General features: G+C 70.5%; 15 protein-coding genes. 5 read left to right on the forward strand and 10 right to left on the reverse strand.

Annotation, left to right across the window (positions count from 1 at the left end):
* The first annotated feature begins 6 nt into the window (after positions 1–6).
* Positions 7–732 (forward strand): GcrA family cell cycle regulator, encoded by a 726-nt coding sequence (locus tag V8201_RS02825; protein ID WP_336544420.1) that lies wholly within the window; start codon positions 7–9, stop codon positions 730–732.
* Between the two features lie 68 nt (positions 733–800).
* Here the strand turns inward: V8201_RS02825 and V8201_RS02830 are convergent, their stop codons facing one another.
* Positions 801–1,640, reverse strand: coding sequence for an outer membrane protein (locus V8201_RS02830; RefSeq protein ID WP_336544421.1), 840 nt, complete (start codon positions 1,638–1,640; stop codon positions 801–803).
* Positions 1,641–1,839: 199 nt separating this feature from the next.
* Here V8201_RS02830 and parE point away from each other — a divergent pair, with 199 nt between their 5' ends.
* A complete protein-coding gene (gene parE / locus V8201_RS02835; protein WP_336544422.1) occupies positions 1,840–3,822 on the forward strand; it encodes a DNA topoisomerase IV subunit B in 1,983 nt (660 codons plus the stop codon).
* A gap of 9 nt (positions 3,823–3,831) precedes the next feature.
* On the opposite strand, the gene V8201_RS02840 is transcribed toward parE, so the two are convergent.
* From V8201_RS02840 to V8201_RS02865, 6 genes are all read right to left on the reverse strand, one after another.
* On the reverse strand, positions 3,832–4,005 hold the full coding sequence (locus V8201_RS02840) for a hypothetical protein (protein WP_153810799.1): 174 nt from the start codon (positions 4,003–4,005) through the stop codon (positions 3,832–3,834).
* Between the two features lie 142 nt (positions 4,006–4,147).
* Entirely contained in the window at positions 4,148–4,627 is a 480-nt protein-coding gene (locus V8201_RS02845; protein ID WP_051583431.1) for a MarR family winged helix-turn-helix transcriptional regulator, read from the reverse strand.
* Positions 4,624–5,811 (reverse strand): HlyD family type I secretion periplasmic adaptor subunit, encoded by a 1,188-nt coding sequence (locus tag V8201_RS02850; RefSeq protein ID WP_271299319.1) that lies wholly within the window; start codon positions 5,809–5,811, stop codon positions 4,624–4,626. The genes V8201_RS02845 and V8201_RS02850 overlap by 4 nt, the downstream gene beginning before the upstream one ends.
* Positions 5,808–7,946, reverse strand: coding sequence for a type I secretion system permease/ATPase (locus tag V8201_RS02855; RefSeq protein WP_336544423.1), 2,139 nt, complete (start codon positions 7,944–7,946; stop codon positions 5,808–5,810). Before V8201_RS02855 ends, V8201_RS02850 begins: the two co-directional genes overlap by 4 nt.
* Positions 7,943–9,238 (reverse strand): TolC family protein, encoded by a 1,296-nt coding sequence (locus V8201_RS02860; protein WP_336544424.1) that lies wholly within the window; start codon positions 9,236–9,238, stop codon positions 7,943–7,945. The genes V8201_RS02855 and V8201_RS02860 overlap by 4 nt, the downstream gene beginning before the upstream one ends.
* Positions 9,239–9,334: 96 nt before the next feature.
* On the reverse strand, positions 9,335–17,830 hold the full coding sequence (locus V8201_RS02865) for a BapA/Bap/LapF family large adhesin (protein WP_336544425.1): 8,496 nt from the start codon (positions 17,828–17,830) through the stop codon (positions 9,335–9,337).
* A gap of 175 nt (positions 17,831–18,005) precedes the next feature.
* On the opposite strand from V8201_RS02865, the gene V8201_RS02870 reads away from it, so the two are divergent.
* The 3 genes from V8201_RS02870 to V8201_RS02880 all read left to right on the forward strand — a co-directional run bounded on the left by V8201_RS02870 (position 18,006) and on the right by V8201_RS02880 (position 19,104).
* A complete protein-coding gene (locus tag V8201_RS02870) occupies positions 18,006–18,203 on the forward strand; it encodes a hypothetical protein (RefSeq protein WP_037535462.1) in 198 nt (65 codons plus the stop codon).
* Between the two features lie 64 nt (positions 18,204–18,267).
* Entirely contained in the window at positions 18,268–18,684 is a 417-nt protein-coding gene (locus V8201_RS02875; RefSeq protein WP_037535461.1) for a cupin domain-containing protein, read from the forward strand.
* Positions 18,685–18,897: 213 nt separating this feature from the next.
* Complete coding sequence (locus V8201_RS02880) at positions 18,898–19,104, forward strand: hypothetical protein (protein ID WP_271299313.1); 207 nt, start codon at positions 18,898–18,900, stop codon at positions 19,102–19,104.
* Here the strand turns inward: V8201_RS02880 and V8201_RS02885 are convergent.
* From V8201_RS02885 to malQ, 3 genes are read right to left on the reverse strand one after another with little or no spacing between them, the layout of a single operon-like run.
* Positions 19,061–19,513, reverse strand: a complete 453-nt coding sequence (locus V8201_RS02885; RefSeq protein ID WP_271299312.1) for a hypothetical protein — start codon at positions 19,511–19,513, stop codon at positions 19,061–19,063. The two genes, V8201_RS02880 and V8201_RS02885, sit on opposite strands and share 44 nt — an antisense overlap.
* A 51-nt stretch (positions 19,514–19,564) precedes the next feature.
* The gene (treY, locus tag V8201_RS02890) at positions 19,565–21,877 is read right to left on the reverse strand and encodes a malto-oligosyltrehalose synthase (RefSeq protein WP_336544426.1); all 2,313 of its coding nucleotides are present in this window, start codon (positions 21,875–21,877) and stop codon (positions 19,565–19,567) included.
* Positions 21,874–23,781: a 4-alpha-glucanotransferase gene (malQ, locus tag V8201_RS02895; protein ID WP_336544427.1), complete on the reverse strand. Its 1,908-nt coding sequence runs from the start codon at positions 23,779–23,781 to the stop codon at positions 21,874–21,876. Before malQ ends, treY begins: the two co-directional genes overlap by 4 nt.
* Positions 23,782–24,095 lie beyond the last annotated feature (314 nt).

Raw genomic sequence — 24,095 nt, forward strand, 5'->3', positions numbered from 1 at the left:
GTACGAATGTCGTGGACCGACGAGCGGATCGATGCGCTCAAGACGATGTGGGAGGCGGGGCAGACCGCCAGCCAGATCGCCGAGGCGCTGGGCGGCGTCAGCCGCAACGCCGTGATCGGCAAGGCGCACCGGCTGGGGCTGCAATCGCGGCCGTCGCCGGTCAAGCCCAACGAGGCCGCGCCGCTCGATATCCCGGCCGAGGCCGAGCCAGAGATCGTCGCCGCGCCGGTCGCCGCCCCGGCCAGCCCGGCACCCGCGCCGGCACCCGCGCCGGCACCCGAACCGGTCACCGCTGCGCCCGCCATGGCGGCAGAGGACGATACGGTCGAAAATGAGGCGGACGAGGATGAGGACGAGGATGTCGCCGCCGCGCCGGTGCGTCGCGAACCGCAGCAGCCGGTGCTGCGCTCGGTCGGCCCGGGCGGCTTCGTCCGTCAGTCGCCCGGCGAGCAGCAGCCGCCCTCCACCCCGGCGCCGCCGCGTCGGCTCGTCCCGGCCAAGCCCTCGCCCGAGATCGCCGGCAAGACGACCTTGCTCGATCTCAACGACCGGATCTGCAAATGGCCGCTCGGCCATCCCGGTGAGCCCGACTTCCACTTCTGCGGCGACAAGGTGAACCCCGGTTTTCCCTATTGCGTCGCGCATTGCGGCCACGCCTATCAGGCGCAGCTGCCCCGCCGCGACCGCCGCCCGCCGCCGCCGCTGCCGTTCGGCGGCCCGCGGGTCCGCTGAGCCAGCGTCGCATCCGAACAACCCGCGCCGAGTGATCGGCGCGGGTTTTTCGTGCCTCAGCGCTTCGTTCAGAAGCGGAAGGCGGCGGTGGCGCGGAGCGAATGCCAGCGGAACATCGTGTCCGACCGGCGGAAGTCGGTGGAATTGCCACCCGCGGCGATGATGAACGGATTGGTCGCGGGCGCGCTGCCTTGCGTCACGCGGACGCGGGCGTCGTCGTCGCGATATAGATGGTAGCTATATTCCATCCCGATCGAGAAATGCTCGCCGAGCTTCTGCTCGACGCCGCCCCCGCCGACGATGCCGAACTGCTTGCGTTTGCCGAACTGGCTGAACGCATTGGCGGTGTTGGTCGAGGTGAAGCTGCGATCGATATTGGCATAGCCCGGACCGAAGGTGCCGTAGAACAGCGTCGTGCCGGGAGCATAGCCGATCCGTCCGCGGACGCTCGCCTCCCACTTGACCTCACGCGTCATCACGTAATTGGCGGGCGTGGTCGAGAAGCCGCTGACGCTGTCGGTGATCTCGGTCTTGCCGAATTCGCCGAGCGCGCCGACGACGACGTTGCCGATCTGCGAATCGAAGCCGACGCGACCGTAATAGGACCAGCCGTCGCGATCGTTGGCGCAGCCGCCCGCCTGCGGCGTCGCGCCGCGCGCGCGTCCGTTACAGAAGCCGGGCGAGAAGGCGTTGGCGCCCGCCGCCGTCGTCACCGTATCGCCGAAGCTGCCGTTCGATCCGCGATCGAACAGGATCGACGATCCGACATCGTTGGGCTGAACGTCATAGCCGCCGGCGCCGCCGATATAAAGGCCGGAGAAGGGCAGCGGCTCGCCGCCGTCTTGTGCCTGCGCGGCAGTGGCAAAGGATGCGGCGACGATTGCGCCGAGTAACAGGGTCTTGCGCATATTCTCTCCCGGAGTGTTGCAGCGTCGCAGGAACGAGTCAGTGCGGCGGGATATGCATGGTCAGAGGGATTCACCTATAGCGTTGCAAATATGCACCACATGAGCAATAATCGAGCAACATGCGGGTGTGGCGGCGGAACCGAACGAAGGTCGGCGGGCGGCTGGCGTTGGGCGCTCTGTTCCCGTATGGTTCCCGGTGATGGCCAAAGACCTTTTCGCGTCCGCCGCGACGCCCGACAGTTCGTATGACGCCTCTTCGATCGAAGTGCTGGAGGGGCTCGAGCCCGTCCGCCGCCGCCCCGGCATGTACGTCGGCGGCACCGACGAGCGGGCGCTGCATCATCTCGCCGCCGAGGTGCTCGACAATGCGATGGACGAGGCGGTCGCCGGCCATGCGACGCGGATCGAGGTGACGCTGGAGCCGGGCAACCGGCTGACGATCGTCGACAACGGCCGCGGCATTCCGGTCGATCCGCATCCGAAATTCCCCGACAAGAGCGCGCTCGAGGTCATCCTGTCGACGCTCCATTCGGGCGGCAAGTTCGCGGGCAAGGCCTATGCGACCAGCGGCGGTCTGCACGGCGTCGGCGTCTCGGTGGTCAACGCGCTGTCGTCGGACACGATCGTCGAGGTCGCGCGCGATCGGCAGCTCTATCGCCAGCGGTTCAGCCGCGGCGTGACGCAGGGGCCGCTCGACCATGTCGGCGCGGCGCCCAACCGGCGCGGCACCTCGGTCGCCTTCACCCCCGATACCGAAATCTTCGGCCCCGATCTCGGCTTCAAGCCCAAGCGGCTCTATCAGCTCGCCCGCTCCAAGGCCTATCTGTTCGCCGGGGTCGAGATCCGCTGGCATTGCGCGCCCGAACTGGTCGAGGGGACCGACACGCCTGCCGAGGCGGTGTTCCAGTTTCCCGGCGGTCTCGGCGATCATCTCAAGGAACAGCTCGGCACGCGCGAACGCGCGACCTCCGATTTCTTCGCCGGCAGCCAGGACTTCCCCAACGAACAGGGGCGGGTCGAATGGGCGGTCGCCTGGCCGCTGTGGAGCGACGGCAGCTATAGCTGGTATTGCAACACCATCCCGACGCCGGACGGCGGCACCCACGAACAGGGGCTGCGGCAGGCGCTGGTGCGCGGGCTGCGCGCGTTCGGCGAGCTCGTCCACCAGAAGAAGGCGAAGGAAATCACCGCCGACGACGTGATGATCGGCAGCGAGCTGATGCTCAGCGTCTTCATCCGCGATCCGCAATTCCAGAGCCAGACCAAGGACCGGCTGACCAGTCCGGAGGCGGCGGGACTGGTCGAGAAGGCGGTGCGCGATCATTTCGACCATTGGCTCGGCCATAATATGGAGCGCGGCAAGGCGCTGCTCGGCTATGTGCTCGACCGGATGGACGAACGGCTGCGCCGCAAGGCGGAGCGCGAGGTCAAGCGCAAGACCGCGACCAGCGCGCGCAAGCTGCGCCTGCCCGGCAAGCTCACCGACTGCGCCAGCGACGGCAACGAGGGCACCGAGCTGTTCATCGTCGAAGGCGATTCGGCGGGGGGCTCGGCGAAACAGGCGCGCGACCGCAAGACGCAGGCGATCCTGCCGATCCGCGGCAAGATCCTCAACGTCGCCAGCGCGACCAGCGCCAAGATCATCGCCAATCAGGAGATCGCCGACCTGATCCAGGCGCTCGGCTGCGGCACGCGCAAGGATTGCGATGCGAGCCAGCTGCGCTACGAACGCGTCGTCATCATGACCGACGCCGATGTCGACGGCGCGCATATCGCGACGCTGCTGATGACCTTTTTTTTCCAGGAGATGCCGGACCTCGTCCGCCGCGGGCATCTCTATCTCGCGCAGCCGCCGCTCTACCGGCTCACCGTCGGTGCCAAGTCATTATATGCCCGCGACGACGCGCATCGCGAGGAGATCGAGCGGACCGCCTTCAAGGGCAAGAAGGTCGAGGTCGCGCGTTTCAAGGGTCTCGGCGAAATGAACCCGTCGCAGCTGCGCGAGACGACGATGGACCCCAAGACGCGCGGCATGATCCGCATCACGCTGCCGCAGGAATATGAGGAGCGGGCCGGGGTGAAGGATCTGGTCGACCGGTTGATGGGCAACAATCCCGCCCACCGCTTCGCCTTCATCCAGGAGAATGCGGCGCGGCTCGACGAGGAAGCGATCGACGCCTGATCGGCAGGATCAGGCGCGGGCGGCGGCCAGCGAGGCGAGCGCGTTCTGCGGGGCACCGCGCAGGTGGATGGTCACGTCGTCTTCGTCGACGACGAATCCGATATCCTCAAGCGCGAGCTTGAGATGGATGCGGGTAAGGTGATCATTTTCCCGCAACGCAAAGACGGTGTCGGCTTCGGTCATCGCGGTCCAACTCCACCCCGACGGCGCCGTTCCTCCGGTTAACTATCAAATTGGTTCGATTCGTCGCGTTGGCCGGCATTCCTGCTCTGCATCAGGACGATCGTCTCCCCGACCGCTGCGGGCGTGGCGCGGCGCATCCGCCTCATCCCCGCACCGGGCCGGGCGCAAAGTCCTGCGGCTCGGCGGCGGCCTGCGCGCCGGAGGGCGGGTCGAACAGATGGTCGAGCATCGCCGCCATCGCCTGATAGCCCTTGCCGGTGAGCCGAACGCGGACGCGGCGGTGGTCGGCAGGATCGGCGTGGCGCGACAGCAGCCCGGCTTCCTGCAGGCGGTCGATCCGCCGCATCGCGCTGGTCGTGCTCTCGCCCGACATCAGCGTCAGGTCCTTGACGTAGAGGCGCTCGCCGGTGCCCGCCGCGACGAACAGGTCGATCATCATGTCCCAGGCGGGATCGACCAGCAGGTCGCGCGGCAGGAAATGGCTCATTCGCGCGCGCAGCTGCCGCGCCTGCCGCGCGCGGGCGAGCAGCGCCGGCGGGAAGCTCGGCTGCACCGCCTCCGGCGCATTGGCATCGGCGGCGATCGCTGCGGCGAAGGCGGCGTGATCGAGCGGCGGGCTCATCGTTCGCGCAGCGCCTCCTGCGCGCGGTTGAGCGGTTTGAGCAGATATTGCAGCACCGTCTTGCTGCCGGTGTGGATGTCGACCGTCGCGACCATGCCCGGCGTGATCGGGAAGCGCCGCCCCGCCGTGTTGACCAGCGAATCCGCCTTGGTGCGCACGAAGACGCGATAATAGAGCAGCTCGGGCTTCACCTCGTCACGGATCGTATCGGGCGAGATGGTGGTGACGACGCCGTCGAGCCCGCCGTAGATCGAATAGTCATAGGCCGTCACCTTGACCTTGGCGGGCTGGCCGGGGCGGATGAAGGCGATGTCGCGCGGCTGGATGCGCGCCTCGATCAGCAGCCGGTCGTCGAGCGGCACGATCTCCATCACCTTGCCGTTGGGCGGGATCACCCCGCCGATCGTCGACACCTCGATGTTCTTGACGACGCCGCGTACCGGCGAGCGCAGGGTGAGGCGGCTCAGCGTGTCGGCGCGGCCGCGGATCACCGGGCCGAGCGTGTCGACCTGCTCCATCACCTTGGCGAGGTCCTGTCGCGCCTCGACCGAATATTGCGAGCGAAGGTCGGCCTTCTTGAGTTCGAGGTCGGCGCGCTGGCGTTGCAGGCGCAGCACCTCGACGTTGCTCGCCGCGCCGACGGTGATCAGCGACTGGCCGATCGACACCTCGCGGCCGATCAGCGCTAGGCTCTGATCGATCAGACCGACCGAGGATTGCAGGCTGCGCCGCCGCGTCTCGTACAATCGCGTCTCCGCAGCCTTGAGGTCGGGAAAGCGGTCGAGCTCGGGCGAAAAGCGCAGCGGCGTGCCGTTCGCCTCCGCGGTCAGCCGCGCGGCGCTGGCGAGGGCGGCGCGATATTTGGCGGCGCTCTCCTCGACGGTCGATCCCGCCTGCGTCGGGTCGAGCTGCGCGAGCAACTGCCCCGGTGTGACGATATCATCCTGGTGGACGAGCAGCTTGGCGAGGATGCCGCCCTCGAGCGATTGCAGCACCTGTTCGTGGCTGGTCGGCACGACGCGCGCCTCGCCGGTCGCGACTTCGTCGAGGCTGGCGAACGCCGCCCAGCCGAGCAGGACGACGAACAGTCCGGCGAGCAGCCACACCAGCCGCGTCGCGGTGATCCGCGCCGCCTCGCCGTCGCCGCCGAACAGATGGTCGTCGTCCATCGCGATGCTGGTCATGCCGCCGCGCTCCGCGTGCCGCGCATCGTCGCGAGGATCTGGTCGCGCGGCCCGTCGAGCACGATGCCGCCCTGATCGATGACGATGATCCGGTCCATGATGTCGAGCATCCGCGTCCGGTGCGTCGCGACGACGATCGTCCGGTCCTGCCCCCATTGGCCGAGCCGCTGGATGAACAGCCGCTCGGTCGCCTCGTCCATCGCCGCGGTCGGTTCGTCGAGCAGCGCCACCATCGGCTGGCGCAGCAGCAGCCGGGCGAGCAGCAGCGCCTGCACCTGCCCGCCGGACAGGCCGCGCCCGCCTTCCTGGATGACATGGCCGAGGCCGTCGCGCAGCCGGCGCAGCATCGGCTCGGCACCGACCATGTTGAGCGCGGCCATGATTTCGGCGTCGCTCGCCGCGGGGGCGCCGAGCGTCAGATTCTCGCGCAGCGTGCCGTGGAACAGGCGGCTCGATTGGGTGAGCAGGCCGACGTCGCGGCGGACGTCGGCGGGGTCGATCTGATGCAGCGCGAGCCCGTCGAGCAGCACCTCGCCCGACACCGGCCGCAGCATGCCCGACAGACCCTGGAGCAGCGTCGACTTGCCCGCGCCGTTGCGGCCGAGGAGCGCGATACGCTCGCCCGCGGCGATGTCGAGCCCGGCGACGGTGAGCGCCGGCGGGGCATTGGGATCGGCATAGCTGAACACCGCATGGCGCAGCGTGAAGGCACCGTTGACCGCGGGCAGGGGGATGCGGTGATCGGCATCGGCGCTGTCGACGGGCAGCGCCATGATCTGGTCGAGGCTGCCCATCGCGACCCGGGCATGCTGCCAGCGGCCGAGCAATTGCGTCACCTGCGCCATCGGCGCCATCATCCGCGATCCGAGGATCGACGTGGCGACGAGCACGCCGGTGGTGATGCTGCCGGCGATGACCAGCGGCGCGCCGACGAAGATGATCGCGGCATAGACGCCGTTCTGCACGCTCTGCGTCCATACCGACAGGCTGTTGGTCAGCCCGCGCAGCCGCAATTGCGCCTCGCCCGCGACGGCATTGTAGTGGTTCCACTGGCGGTGGAACCGCTCCTCCGCCTGCAGGGCCTTGATGTCCTCGATCCCCTGGATCGCCTCGACCAGCATCGCGTTGCGCAGCGACGATTCACGCATCGATTCGGTCGCGAGCTGGCGAAGCCGGCGCTGGGCCAGCAGGCCGGGGAGCAGCAGCATCACCAGCGCGACCAGCGGCACCAGCGCGAGCATCCCGCCGATATACCAGAGCAGGCCGAGGAACATCAGGAAGAAGGGCAGATCGGCGACCGCCGCGATCGTCGTCGAGGTCAGCATGTCGCGCACCTGATCGAGATCGCGGAGCTGGGCGATGAACGTGCCGGTCGAGGCGGGGCGCGCGGCGTTGCGGACGCGCAATGCATGGCCGAATACCCGGTCGGAGATGCGCAGGTCGGCGCGCTTGCCGAGCACGTCGACGATATTGGTGCGCAGCCGCCGCAGGGCATAGTCGAAGCCGATCGCGACGAGCACGCCGACGAACAGGATGGTCAGCGTCGGGATCGACGCCGCCGGCACGACGCGGTCATAGACCTGCATCGAGAACAGCACGCCGGCGAGGCCGAGCAGATTGGTGACGACCGAGGCGACCATGACATGGCTGTAGGCGGGGGCGTCGCGCATCAGGATCTGGCGCAGCCAATGCTCCTGATAGGGGCGGATATAGGTATCGACCCGCGCATCGGGCGCGGCGCGCGCCGGTCGCGGCACGACGAATCCGGTCGCCGCGGCGCGCAGCTCGGCGACGGGGCGGCGGGTCTGGCCGCCGCGGTCGCCGGGGAGGATCAGTTGCGCATGGTCCTCGCCGTCGATCCCCTCGATCAGCGCGATCTCGCCGTCGCCGAAGCGGGCGATCATCGGCAGCCGCCAGCCACTCAGCCGCGCCTCCTGCGGCGAGACGAAGCGGAGAATAAGGCCGGTCGCGCGCGCCAGTGCCTGGATGCGCGCCTCCTCGTTGCCGCCGAGATCCCATTGCGCGGCGAGCCGCGCGCTCTGGTCGGAAACCGGCAGGCGATAGGCGCGCGCGACGCGGCCGAGCAGTTCGAGCCAGGCATCGACCGCGCCCGGCGGCGCGAAGGCGACGCTCACAGCGTCACCCCGCGGATCGCGGTGCCGGCCAGCCCGAACGCGTCGCGCATCCGCCCGGCTGTGAACAGGCAGTCGATATGCAGTCGACGCAAGTTCTGCGTGGTATTGACCGCGTCGAAGCGCACCTGTTGCAATTCCTGTTCGGCATTCAGCAGGTCGACCAAGGTCCGGGTCCCCATTTCGAGATATTGGATGCGGTAGAGCCGCCCGGTCTCGCGCATGTTGGTCTCGCGCGAGCCGAGCGTCGCGGCGAGGCGCGACAGGCTGTCGATCTGCTGCTGCGCCTCGGCGAGCTGCGCGCTGCTTTCGTTGCGGACGCGGCGCGCGCCCGCCTCGGCGGCGGCGAGGCGGAAGCCGGCGCTGCGCACCCGCGCCTTGGTGAGGCCGCCGGCGAAGATGTTGCTGCTGACGCGCAGCCCGAAATTGTAGATGCTGCGATCGCCGAACGGCGATCCGACGTCGGTCGAGGCATCGCCGCCGAGCGACACCGTCGGATAACGGTCGGCGCGGCTGCGGCGCAGCTCGGCGGCGGCGCGCTCGGTCTGCGCATCGGCGGCGGCGATGGCGGGGACGCCCTGCCACGCCGGTGGCGGCCCGGCGCAGCCCTGATCCAGCCAGCCCGGAACATCGCTCGCCACGCCGGCGGGGGGCAGCGGATGGCCGAGCAGGAAGACGAGGTTGCTGGTCCAGCGCCGCTCCTCCGCCTCGACCTGCGTCAGGCTCGCCTGCGCCGCCTCGACGCGGGCCTGCGCCTGCAACGCATCGGATTGGGTGGCGGCGCCCATCGTCGATCGCTGGCCGACGAGGTTGCTGATCTCGGCGATCCGGGCGAGCTGGTCCTGCGCGATCAGCCGCTGCGCGCTGGCGCGTTGCAGTTCGATGATCGCATAGGCGGTGTCGCGGATCAGCGTATCGACCGCGAGCAGCATCTCGGCGCGGCTGACGCGGGTGCCGGCGCGTGCCGCGGCGACGTCGCTCGACACCTTGCCGAAGTCGTAGAGCATCTGCGACGCGCCGAACTGCGGCCGCGGCCGCCAGGTGCCGCTGACCCGGCTGTCATAGCCGCTGCCGAGGCCGGCGCTCAGCGTCGGGCGATAGCCGGCGCGGGCCGCGGCGACATCGGCGTCGCTCGCCGCGAGCGTGCCCGCCGCCTCGATCACCGACGGGTGCCAGGCGACCGCATCGCGTGCCGCCGCCTCCAGCGTCAGCGCGTCGCCGCTCGCCGCCCGACCGGCCGCGCCGACGAGCAGGCCCGCCGCCGCCATCCCCACCAGAACTCGTTTTGAACGCATCGGGACCTCTCCTGCGCCGCAGGAAAGGCCCGTTCGCTTAACAAATGATATAGTTCAATGTGTCAGCAGCAATACTTTAGATGCACTTTGGATTGCTTATACAACATGATTGACGACTGACTGATGATGGGTCGGATCGTCCGGCGTGGCGAGATAGTCGAGCGGATCGGCGACCGGCGCGGGGGCAGCGGCGATCGTCGTGTCGGTCGTTGTCGTCTGGGTCGTGCTGCCCGATACTTGCGTATCGAGGTAGCGTGAGAGGACGATGCCGATGTCGCCTTGCCCTTCGAACAGGTCATAGGTGGCGAGGCTCTGCGCGGTGGCGACGCTGCTGTCCGCCCCCGTCGCGGCCGTGGCGGTATGGCCGTCGAGCGCGACAGTGTGGCTGTCATTTGCAATCATTGTCGTATCGATCGACACCACATCGGGTTCGATACTTTGCACCGGCGCGATCGCATAATGGACCGCCGCCGACGCATTGTCGCCGGGGACGTCGATCGTCACCGTCAGAGTCGTGGTCGCAACACTGCCGTTGGGCTGGACGAGCTGATAGGTGAAGGTGTCGCTGAGGTCGGTCGTCGAATAGGCGAGCGATGCGCTCGGCTGATAGACGTAATGGCCGACCTCGTCGACGGTCAGCGTGCCGTGCGCGCCGGTCAGCGTCACCGGCGTCTCGCCGACCTCGGTCAGCGTCGTCGCCGCGGCGCCGCTGCCGACTCGCACCGCGATGAAATCGCTGTGGGCATTGTCGTTGGCGAGGAGGTTGCCCTCGACGGCCGCCGGACTGACGACGACATGGCTGTCGAGCAAGGTCGTCGTGCGTCCCAGCGTCACATTGGTGCCGAAGCTGGTGCTGACCGTGCTGTCCGCCGCCAGCCGGTAGCTGTAATGGCCGGCGGGCAGGTCGTTGAGCGCGAAGCTGGTCGACGCCGTGCCGCCGAGCAGCGCCAGTTGCCGCACCGTCGTCGTCGCATTGGTATCGGTGTTGGTCAGCGTCAGCGTATAGGTCGGCGCGACCGACAGCGCGCTGGTCGAGGTGGCGCTGAGCGTGATGTTGGCCTTGGTTGCGGGATTGATGACGAACGCCCCCGTTCCCTCGCCGTGCGCCCCGACTGCGATCGGCGCCAGCGGCAGCTGCACCAAGGGCGTCGCCGTGAAGCTGGTCGATGCGACCGGCGCGGTCACCTCGACGACGTTCTGATAGGTCACCGGGGCGATCGCGACGTCCGCCGTCACCACCGGCGGTCCGCTGATCGCGCCGCTGCCGATCGTGATCGACAGATTGGCGGTCTCGCGTTCGCCGTCGCTCGGATCGAGCAGCGTATAGGCGAAGACGTCGGTATGGCCGATCGCGGTGGCGCTGGTCGATGGCGTGTAGCTGTAGCTGCCGTCGAGATTGATGACGAGCGTGCCCCATTGGCCGGCGACGACCGTGCCGTTGGCGGTGACGTCGGTCACCGTCGTGCCGTTGGTCACCTGGGTGATCGTCGTGCCGGGGGCGACGACGTCCACCGCGCCGGTGGGCCCGGCATCGCTGACGACGTTCCCCGTCACCGCCACCGGGCGGACGCCGCCGACATCGGTATAGTCGATGTCGACGCCGCTGACCGACAGGCTGCCGAGCACGCCGGCGCCGACGCCGAGCCCGCTCTGATAGGTGACGAAGGCGCGATATTCGCCGGGTGCGAGTGTCTGCGCCGCAGTGAGATCGCCGTTGAGCAGGCCGAGTTCGAGCAGCGACCCGCCCGATGCGCCGTTGACGGCGACCCATTGCGTGCCGTCGAACCGTTGCACGACGACGCTGTAGCCGCTCGTCGCCCCGATGCTGATCGCCGAGTCATAGGTGAAGGTGGCGGCGAGGTTATGCCCCTGTGCGACGGTGAAGCGGATATTCGCCTCGCCAAGCGCCTCGGCCTGCAGGTTGAGCGCCCCTGCGGACAGCAGCGCGCCATAGGTGACGCTGCCGATCGGCGTGGGCGCCGCGGCGACGACGGGAAGCAGGTCGATGGTCGCATTGGCCGCATTGTCGAACGCCTGGATATCGAACGGGGCGATGACCGAGGCGGTGGGGGAGACGTTGCCGGCGGGGTCCGCCTGCGTCACCGTCAGCGTCGCGCCGGTCAGCTGCGCCGCGGTCAGCGCCACGGTGAAACTGCCGTCGTTCGCCACCGTCGCCTCGCCGAGCAGCGTCGTGCCGCTGCGGACCGAGACGCGTGCGCCGCTCTCGCCGACGCCGGTCAGCGTCGTGCCGGCCGCGCTGACCGCGAGGGCGGTCGGTGCAAGCGGTGCGGTGATGTCGGGCGCGACCAGCGCCACCGCCGGCGAGGGGTTGCTCGCCGGATCGGTCTGCACCGCGGTCAGCGATTCGCCATTGCGCTGGGGCGTCGTCAGCTCGGCGACGTAACTGCCGGAAACGGCGACGATCGCGCTGCCGATCTCGACCCCGGCGGCGGAGCGGATCGAGACGCGTGCGCCGGCCTCGCCGGTGCCGATCACCTGCGTGCCGCCGCCGATCACGCTCGCGGTCGGCGCGGCGGGGGCGGTGAGGTCGGGCGCGATCGCCAGCACCGGCGTCGAGGGCGTCCCGCCGCCGACCGACTGGGTGACGTCGAGCAGTTCGCCGTTGCGCTGCGGGACTGTCAGCGTCACCGAATAGGCGCCGGTGCCATCGGCGGTGCCGGTGCCGACCGTCACTCCGTTGAGCATTACCACGATCGCCGCATCGGCGGCGGCGGTGCCGGTCACCGCCACCCCGTCCGCGGTCACGCTCGCGGTCAGCGCGACCGTGGTGGCGAGGTCGGGGGCCGCCGCCTGCACCGTCGGCGACGTGTTGGTCGCGGCATCGGTTTGCCGGACGGTGAGCAGTTCGCCATTCACCTGCGGCGTGGCGAGCTGCACAGCATAGCTGCCGGTCGCGGTGACCACGCCGCTGCCGAGCGGCGTGCCGTTGGCGGCAAGGACGGTGACGGTCGCGCCCGCCTCACCGGCGCCGATCACGAACTGGCCGTCGCCGGTGACGCTCGCGCTCGGTGCGTCCGGTGCGGTGAAGTCGGGCGCGGTGACCGCCGTCGCGGCGGAGGTGCCGCCGCCGTCGCTCGCGGTGGCGGCGAGCAGTTCGCCATTGCCCTGGGCGGGCGTGAGCGTGACGCTGTAGCTGCCGTCCGCCGCGGCGGTCGCACGCCCGAGGACATCGCCGTCCGGCGCGGTGACGGTCACCGTCGCGCCTGCCTCGGCGATGCCGGAGACGGTGGTGCCGTCGAGGGACACCGTCGCGCTCGGCGCCGGCGGCGCGAACAGGTCGGGCGCGGTCAGCGCGATACCCGGCGAGACGTTGTTCGACACGTCCGTCTGGGAGACGGTGAGCGGCTCGCCGTCGACCTGTGCCGGGGTCAGCGCGATCGTGTAGCTGCCGTCCGCCGCCACCGTCGTGGTGCCGAGCACGGTCGCCGTGCCGGCGGCGGTGACGGTGACCGTCGCGCCGACCTCGCCGGTGCCGGTGATGCTCGCGCCGTCGGCGGCGATCGTCGCGGTCGGCGCGAGGGCGAGGAGATCGGGCGCCTGCGCGCTCGTCGGCAGCGAGCTGTTGAGCGCGGCATCGGTCTGCACCGCGGTGAAGGTCTCGCCGTCGAGCCGCGCCGGATCGATCGCGACGCTGTAGACGCCATTGGCGTCGGCGGTGACCGTCGCGGTGAAGTTCGGTCCGGTCACGGTGACGCTCGCTCCGGCCTCGGCGATGCCGCCAGCGCTTGCGCCGTCCGCGGCGACGATCAGCGTCGGTGCGGCGGGCGCGGTGATGTCGGGGGCGAAGGCGGCCACCGGCGGCGAGACGTTGCCGCCGCCATCGGTCTGCGTCGCAATCAGCCGCTCGCCATTCGCCTGCGGGCTGGTCAGCGTCACGCTATAGCTGCCGGCGTCGGTGACCACGGCCACGCCGAGCGGCGATCCTGTCGCGTCGGTGACGGTGATCCGCGCGCCGGGCTCGCCGGTACCGGTGACGAACAGGCCGTCGGCCGAGACCCCCGCGGTCGGCGCGGCCGGGGCGATCAGGTCGGGCGCGGTGACGGTGGCGGCGGGCGAGACATTGCCCGCCGCATCCGCCTGCGTCGCGCTCAGCGTGCCGCCGTTGTTCTGCTGCGCGCTCAGCGTCACCGTATAGCTGCCGTCCGCAGCGACGGTGGCGGAGCCGAGCGGCGTGGTGCCGGCGGCGATCGTCACGACCGCGCCGGGCTCGCCGGTGCCGGTCACCACCGTCCCGTCGGGATTGACCGCGAGGCCCGGCGCAGCGGGGGCGGTGACGTCGGGCGCGGGCGCGGTCACCGACGGCGAGACGTTGCCGCTCGCATCGGACAGCGTCACGCGCACCGTCTCGCCGTTCAGCTGCGCCGGGGTGAGCGCGACGGAGAAGCTGCCGTTCGTCGCCACCGTCGCGGTGCCGAGCAGGGTTCCGCCGGCATCGCGGACCATCACCATCGTGCCGGGCTCGCCGCTGCCGTTGACGAAGGCGCCGTCGCCGCTGACGCTCGCCACCGGGGCGAGCGGTGGGGTGGTGTCGCCCGCGACCAGTCCGATCGGCGGCGAGACATTGCCGGTCGGATCGGCCTGAGTCACGCTCAGCAGCTCGCCGTTGGTCTGCGCGGTCGCCAGCGTCACCGCATAGCCGCCGGCGCTCGAGACGATGGCGGTGCCGAGCGGATTGCCCGCGACGTCCCGGACGACGATCGCCGCGCCGGGCTCGCCGCTGCCGGTGACGATCGCACCGGTCGCATCGAGCGTCGCGCTCGGCGCCGCCGGTGCGGTGAGGTCGGGGGCAATCGTCTGCGTCGGAGCGGAGGCGCCGACGATATCGGTCTGGGTGACGTACAGCGTCTCATGGTCGACCCGCGCGGGGCTGAGCGTGACGCTGTAGCTGCCGTCGGCGGCGGCGGTGCCGGTGGCGATCACCGTACCGGCGGCGTCATAGACGGTGATCGTCGCGGCTCCGACGCCGCGTCCGGCCACCGCCGTGCCATCCGGGGCGACCTCGGCCAAGGGCGGCGGGGGCAGGGTCGCCGGATTGAGATCGGGCGCGACCGCGCTGATCACCGGCGAGACATTGCCGGCCGCGTCGCTCTGCCGGACGGTCAGCACCTCGCCGTCCGCCTGCCGGGTCGCGAGCTGTACGGTATAGCTGCCGTCGGCGGCGACGGTCGCGCTGCCGATCTCCAGTCCGACCGGGCTGCGCACCACCACGGTCGCGCCGGCCTCGCCGGTGCCGCTCAGCGTCAGCCCGTCGCCCGCGACGCTGCCGGTGGGTGCAGCGGGGGCGGTGAGGTCGGGCGCGGTCAGCGGCGTCGCGGGCGAGGCGTTGCCGGCGGCATCGCTCTGCGTCACGCTCAAAGATTGGCTGTCGATCTGCGGCGTCGTCAGCGTGATCGCATAGCCTTGCGCGGTCACCGTCGCGCTGCCGAGCACCACGCCCGCCGCATCGCGGACGGTGACGGTCGCGCCGATCTCGCCGGTGCCGGTGACAATGCTGCCGGTCGCGTCCAGCGTCGCCGCGGGCGCGGCGGGCGCGGTGAGATCGGGCGCGAGGAAGCCGGTCGCGGGCGAGACGTTGCCGCTGGCGTCGGCCTGCACCGCGGTGAGCGGCTCGCTGGCGATCTGCGGCGTCGCCAGCGTCACGCTGTAGCTGCCGTTGCCGGCGACGACGCCGGTGCCGAGGACGCTGCCGTTGGCGGCGGTGATCGTCACGGTCGCGCCGGCTTCGCCGCTGCCGGTGACGAGGGTGCCGCCCGCCGCGACGGTCGCGGTCGGTGCGAGCGGCGCGGTGAAATCGGGCGCGACCGCGGCGGTGGCAGGTGACGGATTGCCCGCGCCGTCCGCCTGCGCGACGGTCACGGTCTCGCCATTGCCCTGCGGCGTGGTCAGCGTGATGGTATAGCGGCCGTCCGCGGCGACGGTCGCGCTGCCGAGCGGATTGCCCACCGCGTCGCGCACCGTGACGGTCGCGCCGACCTCGCCACTTCCGCTGACGGTGAGACCGTCGCCGGCAACGAGCGCGCTCGGCGCGGCGGGGGCGGTGGTGTCGGGCACGGCGATGCTGGTGGCGGGCGAGACGTTGTTCGCACCATCCGCCTGCGTGACCGCGAGCGTGCCGCCGTTCGCCTGCGGCGGGGTCAGCGTCACCGCATAGCTGCCGGCGCTGGTCGCCACCGCGCTGCCGAGCGCAACGCCGGCGGCATCGCGGACGGTGACGGTCGCACCTGCCTCCGCGGTGCCGGTGACCAGCGTGCCCGTCGCATCGAGCGTCGCGGTCGGCGCGGCGGGATTGGTGAGGTCGGGCGCGATCGCGGTCGCCGGCGGCGACACCGCGCCGACGGCATCCGCCTGGGTGACGCGGATCGTCTCGCCGTCGAGCCGCGCCGGGGTCAGCGCGACGGTGTAGCTGCCATCGGCGGCGGCGGTGCCGGTGGCGATGACGCGGCCATCGGCGTCATAGAGGGTGATCGCCGCACCGGCACCGGCGACGCCGGTCACCGCGCTACCGTCCCCCGTCACCGTGGCGCTCGGCGCGGCGGGAGGTGCGTCGGCGGCCAGATCGGGCGCGCTGGCGGTGGCGACGGGCGAGAGATTGCCCGCGACATCGCCCTGCCGCGCGCTCAGCTGCTCGCCGTCGATCTGCGCCACGGTGAGCGGCGCGCTGTAGCTGCCGTCGGCCGCGACCGTCGCCGTCGCGATCACCGTACCGACCGGATCACGCACGGTCACCGTCGCACCCGGCTCGCCGCTGCCGCTGACGCTCGCGCCGTCCGCGGCGACGGTGAGGGTCGGCGCGGCGGGGGCGGTCAGGTCGGGCGCGGTCAGCGGCGTCGCGGGCGAGGCGTTGCCGGCGGCGTCGCTCTGCGTCACGCTCAGCGCCTGGCTGTCGATCTGCGGCGCCGTCAGCACCGCGGCATAGCTGCCGTTGGCGCCGACCGTCGCGGTGCCGACCTCATTGCCCGCGGCATCGCGGATGGTGATCGCCGCGCCGGCCTCGCCGCTGCCGGTCACCGTCGTGCCGGTCGGATCGATCGCCGCCACCGGGGCGGCGGGGGCGGTGAGATCGGGCGCGGTCAGTGCGAGCGGGGGCGCCTGATTGCCCGCGGCGTCGCTCTCGCGCACGCTCAGGCTCTCGCCATTGGCCTGCGCGGGCGTCAGCGTCACCGCGAAGCCGCCGTCGGCGGCGACCGTCGCGCTGCCGATCACGGTGCCGGCCGCCGTGACAACGCTGACCGTCGCGCCGGCCTCGCCGGTGCCGGTCACCTGCGTACCGTCGGCGGAGATGGTCGCGACCGGTTGTACGGGGGCGGTCAGATCGGGGGCGGTGGTGCTGGCGCTGCCCGAACCATTGCCCGCGGCGTCCGACTGGCTCGCATCGACCCGCTCGCCGTTGACCTGCGGGGCGGAGAGCGGTGCGCTATAGCTGCCGTCGGCGGCGACGATCGCGGTGGCGAGCGCCGTACCGCCCGCGCCGCTGATCGTGACGCGCGCGCCCGGCTCGCCGGTGCCGCTGACCACCGTGCCGGTGCCGTCGATCGCCACCGTCGGAGCGGCGGGGGCGGTCACGTCGGGCGCGGTGACCGAGAGCGGCGGCGAGACGTTGCCGGCCGCATCGCCCTGCGTCACCGTGACCGCGCCGCCGTTCGCCTGCGGCGTCGTGAGCGGAACGCTGTAGCTGCCGTCCGCCGCGACCACGGTGCTGCCGATCACCGCGCCGCTCGCATCACGCACCGTCACGGTCGCGCCGGCTTCGCCCTGACCGCTGACGCTCGTCCCGGCCGCGTCGATCGTCGCGACCGGGGTCGCCGGGGCGGTGAGGTCGGGGGCCTGGATCGTCGCCGCGGGCGAGACATTGCCCGCCGCATCGCTCTGCGTGACGGTGAGCCGCTCATTGTCGACCCGCGCCGGGGCGAGGGGCACGGCGAAGCTGCCGTCCGCGGCGACGGTGGTGGAGCCGATCACCGCACCGGCGGCGTCGCGTACGGTGACGGTCGCGCCCGCCTCGCCCTGACCGCTGATCGCGCCGCCATCGGCGCGGACGGTGGCGGTCGGGGTTGTCGGCGGCGTCGTGTCGGGGGTGGGCGTCGGCGTCGGTGTGGGGGTCGCGCCGGTGCCGGTGCCGGTGTCGGGCGTGCCGCTGCCGGCCGCGGTCGCATCACTGCCGCCGCCGCTCGCCAGCGCGACGACGCCGCCCGCCGCCGCCGCGCCGCCGAGCAGGGTCGCCGGCAGCGCAAGCGCCGATCCGCCGCCGCCCGCTGCCGCGGTCAGATCGGTGAGATCGTCGATCAGCGAGAAGCGCGGCACGCCGGTACCGCGCGCCACCCACAGATGGCCGTCGTTTTCGCGCAACACCAGTTCGTTGGTGGTGGTCGCCTGCGCCGGATAGAAATTGGTGACGTGCACCGTCCCGCCGTCGACCAGCCGCACCACCAGATCGCTGCCCTGCCGGTCGACGGCGGCGACCTGCGTCCGCGCGATATCGAGGCGGACGATGCTCGGCGCGTCGAGCGCGACATCGTTGCCGGCCACCTGATGGACCGCACCGGTCGCCTTGCTGATCACTTCGACGGACATGAGCACTATCCCCTATCGGTTACGCACGGCGCTTCCCCCACGGGCGGCGCTTTCCCGGACAGTAATCGCGGGAGGGGTTACGAAGCTGCTTCAATACCGTTTCCGGAACCAATAGTCGTTGTCGGCACGGACACGCACCTTAGGCTGATCTGCTTGCAGCAGGAGGCGCAATATCATGGAGCGTGACGTCGAATATTTGCGCCGGCGCGAGCAGCATGCCCGCGGCATGGCGCGCCGCGCCGACTGCCGGAAGGCACGGCGCGCGCATCGCCTCCTCGCCAGCGCCTATGCCGCGCGCCGGGCGGCGCTATCGCCGGAGGCGCATCCGCTGCTGCGGCTCTGGCGGCGGTTGTGGGATGCGGCGGCGGGATAGGGGAACGCCGAGGCGGGCTCGTTCGTCCAGACCTGCGCACGTATCAACGGGAGCGCACATCGCTATGACGATCTTCAACAAGGACATGATCGACCTCGCCGGCCGCAACGAACTGTGGCAGAAGGAAGTGTACCGCGATGCCAAGGTGCAGATCGTGCTGATGGCGATCCCCGCCGGCGAAGAGATCGGCATGGAGACGCACCCCGCCGACCAGACCACCTTCATCGTCGCGGGCGAGGCGCAGGTGGTGATCGATGGTCATGCCACCAAGGCGACGCCCAATCACCTCGTCGTCGTGCCCAAGGGCGCGCAGCACAATATCATCAACAAGGGCGGCGAGCCGCTCAAGCTGTTCTCGGTCTATGCCCCGCCCGCCGAACCGGAAGGCGCCGCGTTCAGGACCAAGGCGGAGGCCGAGGAGGCAGAGAAAGGCTTGCTGAGCAAGGCGGCGGACGCGGTGAAGGCGGCGGTCGGCCACTGATCCTAGGCTACGACTTTCGTCCGGTTTGCCAAAGTCTTTTGACGGCCCGAAGTAAATCGCGACGGAGTTTCGGCCGTTGCGGCCACAGCGCCGAATTGCACATGGGATTCCGTATCATCTTGGGATGAAATGCCCCCGGATGATACGAATCCTGTTTGAATTTCTCCGATCATGGTGCATCCCACGCCGGGCGGCAGGTCCTTCGTTCGGAGCATGATCCTGGGCATGGCAGAGAATAACGCGGACCGGCTCGATGAGGCACGGCAATTGATTGCGGCGGCGCTCGATCTGGTCGTGGCAGCCGATGAGACATTGGCGGCGGCGGAGCTCGAACAGGCGCTCGATACCGTCATCCGGCGCGGCGACGAGCTGCGCTTCAGTTCAAGCTCATCTCATCGACGCCCGTCTGCGACGCAATGACCGCCTGACAGGTTTCGGCGACCAATATCAGCCCGGCATCGGTCAGCCGGATCATGCCGGCACTCTCGTACACCAGATCACGCTCGACCAGCAGGTCGATCCATCGCCGCGCCACCGGCGCGGAAACGCCGGTCGCCGCGATTAGCGGCGGTAGCGTCGCGCAATGATCGTCCGCCAGGAACACCGTATACAATAGATCCATCGGCGGATTGTTGACGAACTCGGGCGGCAGCGTCGTCCGCATCGCCCGTCGCGCCGCGACAAGTGCCCGCGCGACGCCTTGCAAGTGTTCCAGCATCGCCGGCGACCGCGCCGCGATCGCCTTTGCCCAAAAATCGATCCGGCGTACTTGCGGCATCGGCCCTGTCGTCCTCCCTGAACTTGCTGTCTTTGGTTTCTGCCGAACCATGCGCAGGCATATAGCTTCAAAAAGATGTCTTTGCCATTTGTTCCGACCCGATCAGTCGGTAACGTCGATATCATACCAGATCGTTGCCGCGGCGAACGCTTCGGCCGCTGACAGCGTCCTGCCATCGGCGAAGCGGATCGTCGCGACCGACCGCTCGGTTCCGCGGATCAGCACCGCGACGCGCAGCGTCCGGTCGCCCGCGCTGCGGCTGAAGGCGAGGATGCGGTCGCTGCCCTCGACCTCCGCCGGACGATAGTCGCCCGTGGCGAACAGCGCCGGCGACGCCCGCCGCAGCGCCAGCAGATCGGCGATCAATCGCAGCTTGTCGGGCGCCTCGGCGCTGCCGAGCAGCGCGCGCCGGCGGTCGTAATCGACGGGGCGGCGGTTGTCGGGATCGACGAGGCTGAGGTCGGCGAGCTCGCACCCCTGATACAGGTCGGGCACGCCGGGCAGCGTCAGCCGCAGCGCGGTCTGCGCCAGGGTGTTGGCGAGCGCGGCGGGTGCGATCTCGGCGACGAAGGCGGTGACCTCGGCGCAGAAGCGCGGATCGGCGAGGTAATGGTCGACCAGCGCCGCCGCCGCCGCCTCATAGTCCGCGTCGGGTGCTTCCCAGGACGAGCGCAGCTTCGCCTCGCGCAGAGCCTTCTGCTGCCACGCCTTGACCCGTTCGGCGAAATCCGCGTCCGCGCCATCCTCTGGCCAGGCGCCGACGATCGTCTGCAACAGCATGTAGCGGTCGCCGCCGTCGACGTCATGGCCCCAGCCCCAGGCGAGCGCTTCCCACGCCTCGACGCGGGCGCGCCAGACGTCGGGGATGGTGCTCAGCACCGCGAGCCGGGCGCGGACGTCCTCGCCGCGTTTGTGGTCGTGCGTCGCGGTGGTCAGCATCGCCTGCGGCACCTCGCGCGCGCGGTCGATCATCAAGGCGTGGAACGCCTCGACCGGGACGCCGAGGATCGTCGCGTCAAAGCCGACGTCGTTGCGCGACAGCAGCCGGCCGGACCGATAGAAAGCGGTGTCCTCGACCGATTTGGCGGCGATCGGCGCGGACAATTGCTGGAACCGGCGCACCGCGTCGGCGGCATCGCCGGGCCCGTCGCCGGCGAGCCAGGCGAGGATACGGTCGACGACATGCGCCTCGCCGGGCGGGATCAGCCAGGCGACCCGTTCGCGCACCAGCCCGCGGATCGCGGCATCCTGCGGCGCGGCGGCGTCACCGATGCCATAGGTGCGATAGACCGGGAAGACCCAGAGCAGCCGCTCGATCGCGCGGCGCAGCATCGCCGCGGTCACCGCCTCGTCGCGGTTGAGCCGCACGAAGGCGGCGACGCAGGCGTCGAGCTGACCGGAAAACTGCCAAGCGAGCAGATCCTGCCGCGCCTCGAACTCCTCCGCCTCGAACCCCTGATAGCGGCCGCTGACCTGCTGCCACAATTCCTCGAGCGGCAAGGCGCCGAGCGGATCGTGGATCAGCGTCGCGACCTGTTCCATGAAGTCATAGCCGCTGGTGCCGTCGACGCCCCAGCCGACGGGCTGGCCTTCGTCCGCGCCGAGGATCTTCTCGATGACGATATAGGCGTCGTCGCCGAGGCGCTTACGCAGCGTGCGGCAATAGCCGATCGGATCGGTCAGCCCGTCGACATGATCGACGCGGACGCCGTCGATCAGCCCTTCCGCGTACAGGCGGAAATACAAGGCGTGCGTCGCCTCGAACACCGCCGGATCCTCGATCCGCACGCCGGCGAGATCGTTGACGGTGAAGAAGCGGCGCCAGTTGAGGTCGTCGTTGGCGACGCGCCAGCTCGCCAGCCGGTAATGCTGCTGCGCCAGCACTTCGGCGAGGTCGCCGTCGGTGGCGACGTCGTCGCGCAACGGAAAGCGATGCTCGCCATAGGCGACGACCTGCTGCCCCTCGATCGCCAGATCGCCCGCCGCGATCGTCGCGGTCAGCGTGTCGCCGAGCACCGGCAGTAGCAACGGTCGCGACCAGTCGATGTCGAAGACGCGGGCATGCAAACTGTCCGGCCCGCGCGCCAGCACGTCGTTCCACCAGGCATTGCCGCCACCGGCGACGCCCATATGGTTGGGGACGATATCGATGACGACGCCCATGTCGCGCGCGTGCAGCGCCGCGACGAGGCTGCGGAACGCGTCTTCGCCGCCCAGTTCGGGGTTGATCCGCGTCGGGTCGATGACGTCATAGCCGTGCGTCGACCCGGCGGCCGCGACGGTGATCGGCGAGGCATAGAGGTGGCTGATGCCGAGATCGGCGAGATAGGGGACCAAAGCTTCGGCATCGGCGAAGGTGAAGTCCTTGTGGAACTGCATCCGGTAGGTGGCACGGGGCGGGCGGGGCGCGGTCATGCTGGGGTCTCGGCTGAGAGGAGGGCGGTGCGGCGCGCGACCTCGGGCCGGGCGAGCAGGCCGGCGGTCGTGTCGGGCAGGCGGCGCCGCCAATTGGGATGCTCGTCGGTGGTGCCGGGCAGATTGGGCTGTTCGGCGATGCCGACCAGATCCTCGACCGGCACGATGGTCAGCGGGCAGGGTGCCTGCCGGGTGAAGGCGATCGCCGCATCGATCGCGGCATCGGCGTCCTGCGGCGGCGGTCCCTCGGCGACGCCCGCCTCGCGATAGGTGCGCCAGAGCGTCGCTTTCTCGCCGACGCGGCGCAGGCGGTCGGCGGGTTCGTCGTCGCCGCCGCGGCGCAGCTTGTGGTTCCACGTGATGTCGCGGCCCGTCCACCAGCCGGCGAGCGTCGCGGTGTCGTGCGTGCCGGTCATCGCCACCGCCGCCGCATCCCAGTCGCGCGCGGGCGTGAAGCCGTCCTCGTCGCGCTCGAACGGCAACACCCGCATGCCGAGCATGCCGCGTTCCGCCATCGTGTCGCGGAAGCCCGGCGGCACGGTGCCGAGATCCTCGCCGATCACGATCGCGCCGGCACGATGGGATTCGAGCGCGAGCAGGCGCAGCAGATCGTCGAACGGCATGGCCAGATAGGCACCGTCGCTCGCCGCACCGCCCTCGGGGATGACCCACAGCCGCTTGAGGCCGAGCGCATGATCGATCCGCAGGCCGCCGGCATGGCGCAGGCTGGCGCGGACCGTGCGGATGAAGCCGTCGAAGCCCGTGCGTCGCAAGGCAAAGGGCGACAGCGCGGTGATCCCCCAATTCTGCCCCTGCGGCCCGAGTGGATCGGGCGGCGCGCCGATCGACAGGCCGGTGAGCAGGTCGCCGCGCCGGCTCCACGCATGGCTGCCGCCCGCATCCATGCCGACCGCGAGATCGGCGATCAGGCCGATCTGCATCCCCGCCGCGCGTGCCGCCGCCTGCGCCTGTGCCAGGCTGGCGTCGGCAAGCCATTGCAGGAAGGCGTGGAACGCCACTGTCTCGCTATGGCCGGCGACGAACCGCGCCACGGCCGGTGCGGCGGGATCGTGATAGTCGGCGGGCCAGTCCTGCCAGCCGCACGCGCGCCGCTGCGCGAAGAAATGGCCGTGCAGCGCGTCGAAGCGGGCATGCTCCTCCCATTCGGGATGCGCCGCGCGGGCGGTGGCGAAATCGGTGCGCATCGCGTCCGGCGCCCGGTCGAATGCTTCGCGCAACCGGGTGAGCCGGTGCGGCCAGGCCTGCGTCCAGTCGATCAGCGCACCGCCCGCTTCCCCGGCGCCGTCGATCCCGGCGAGCGCCGGATCGGCGAGCAGCGCGTGATGATAGAGCCGGCTCGACGGCGCATAGGGGCTGAACCGCGCGGCATCGGCAGGAAAGAGGGCATGCGTCGGGCTGATCGCGAGCGCATCCGCGCCCGCCGCCGCGAAGTCGCCCGCCGCCTCGGCCAGCGCGCCGAGATCGCCGAACGGCGAGGGGCGCGATCCACGCAGCGCCGGTATCTGCACCGCCGGACCCCAGCCATGCCCCGCCGGCGGTGCGACGCATCGCCGCGGCGCGATCGCCAGCGTCACCAGGCCGTCGCGCGTTTCGAGCCGGTGATAGCCCGGCTCATCGAGCGCCGGGATCGTCCCGTCGGCGGCGATGACGACATCGCGCGTCTCGCCGCCGTCGATCGTCAGCCGCGCCGCCCCCGGGCTCGATTTTGTCCGTATCGCCGTGCCGATATCACCGGTGACGAATGCGTCGCCGTCCGTCCGCGTATCGAGCGTGTCGAGGATCGCGCGTACCACCGTATCGGCGACGCGATGCTGCCGGCCGTCGGCATCCTCCCACGCGACCTGCAGTCCGGCGGCTTCCGCTTCGTGCGCGAGGTCACTCATGCCGAGGCTCCGTTGGGGCGCGCAGAGGCGCGGAGGGCGCAGAGAGGGTGAGCCGTCCGAACGGGTTTGGCCCGGGCTGGACTTGGGTCACGCGAAGGCGCGAAGCCGCGAAGAGGATGCACCCGCTCTTCGCGGCTTCGCGTCTTCGCGTCTTCGCGTGAATCTCTTCTCTGCGTCTTCTGCGCCTCTGCGCGCAAAGATCCACGCTGAGGCATCCGTCGCCGTGAGAGGCAACAGCCGGCTTCCCATATCCGAGTGCTCCCGCGAAAGCCGGAGCCCAGGGTTGCGAAACCCTGACGTCGCTCTGCCGGGCC

The organism is Sphingomonas kyungheensis (assembly GCF_037120395.1).
Classification (GTDB): domain Bacteria; phylum Pseudomonadota; class Alphaproteobacteria; order Sphingomonadales; family Sphingomonadaceae; genus Sphingomonas; species Sphingomonas kyungheensis.

Coding starts and splice junctions, on each gene's coding strand:
- V8201_RS02885 (WP_271299312.1), bottom strand. CDS start 19,513: ATGGTTCGGCAGAAACCAAAGACAGCAAGTTCAGGGAGGACGACAGGG.
- V8201_RS02860 (WP_336544424.1), bottom strand. CDS start 9,238: ATGCGTTCAAAACGAGTTCTGGTGGGGATGGCGGCGGCGGGCCTGCTC.
- V8201_RS02825 (WP_336544420.1), top strand. CDS start 7: ATGTCGTGGACCGACGAGCGGATCGATGCGCTCAAGACGATGTGGGAG.
- V8201_RS02880 (WP_271299313.1), top strand. CDS start 18,898: ATGATCCTGGGCATGGCAGAGAATAACGCGGACCGGCTCGATGAGGCA.
- V8201_RS02875 (WP_037535461.1), top strand. CDS start 18,268: ATGACGATCTTCAACAAGGACATGATCGACCTCGCCGGCCGCAACGAA.
- malQ (WP_336544427.1), bottom strand. CDS start 23,781: ATGAGTGACCTCGCGCACGAAGCGGAAGCCGCCGGACTGCAGGTCGCG.
- V8201_RS02830 (WP_336544421.1), bottom strand. CDS start 1,640: ATGCGCAAGACCCTGTTACTCGGCGCAATCGTCGCCGCATCCTTTGCC.
- treY (WP_336544426.1), bottom strand. CDS start 21,877: ATGACCGCGCCCCGCCCGCCCCGTGCCACCTACCGGATGCAGTTCCAC.
- V8201_RS02840 (WP_153810799.1), bottom strand. CDS start 4,005: ATGACCGAAGCCGACACCGTCTTTGCGTTGCGGGAAAATGATCACCTT.
- V8201_RS02850 (WP_271299319.1), bottom strand. CDS start 5,811: ATGACCAGCATCGCGATGGACGACGACCATCTGTTCGGCGGCGACGGC.
- V8201_RS02870 (WP_037535462.1), top strand. CDS start 18,006: ATGGAGCGTGACGTCGAATATTTGCGCCGGCGCGAGCAGCATGCCCGC.
- parE (WP_336544422.1), top strand. CDS start 1,840: ATGGCCAAAGACCTTTTCGCGTCCGCCGCGACGCCCGACAGTTCGTAT.
- V8201_RS02845 (WP_051583431.1), bottom strand. CDS start 4,627: ATGAGCCCGCCGCTCGATCACGCCGCCTTCGCCGCAGCGATCGCCGCC.
- V8201_RS02865 (WP_336544425.1), bottom strand. CDS start 17,830: ATGTCCGTCGAAGTGATCAGCAAGGCGACCGGTGCGGTCCATCAGGTG.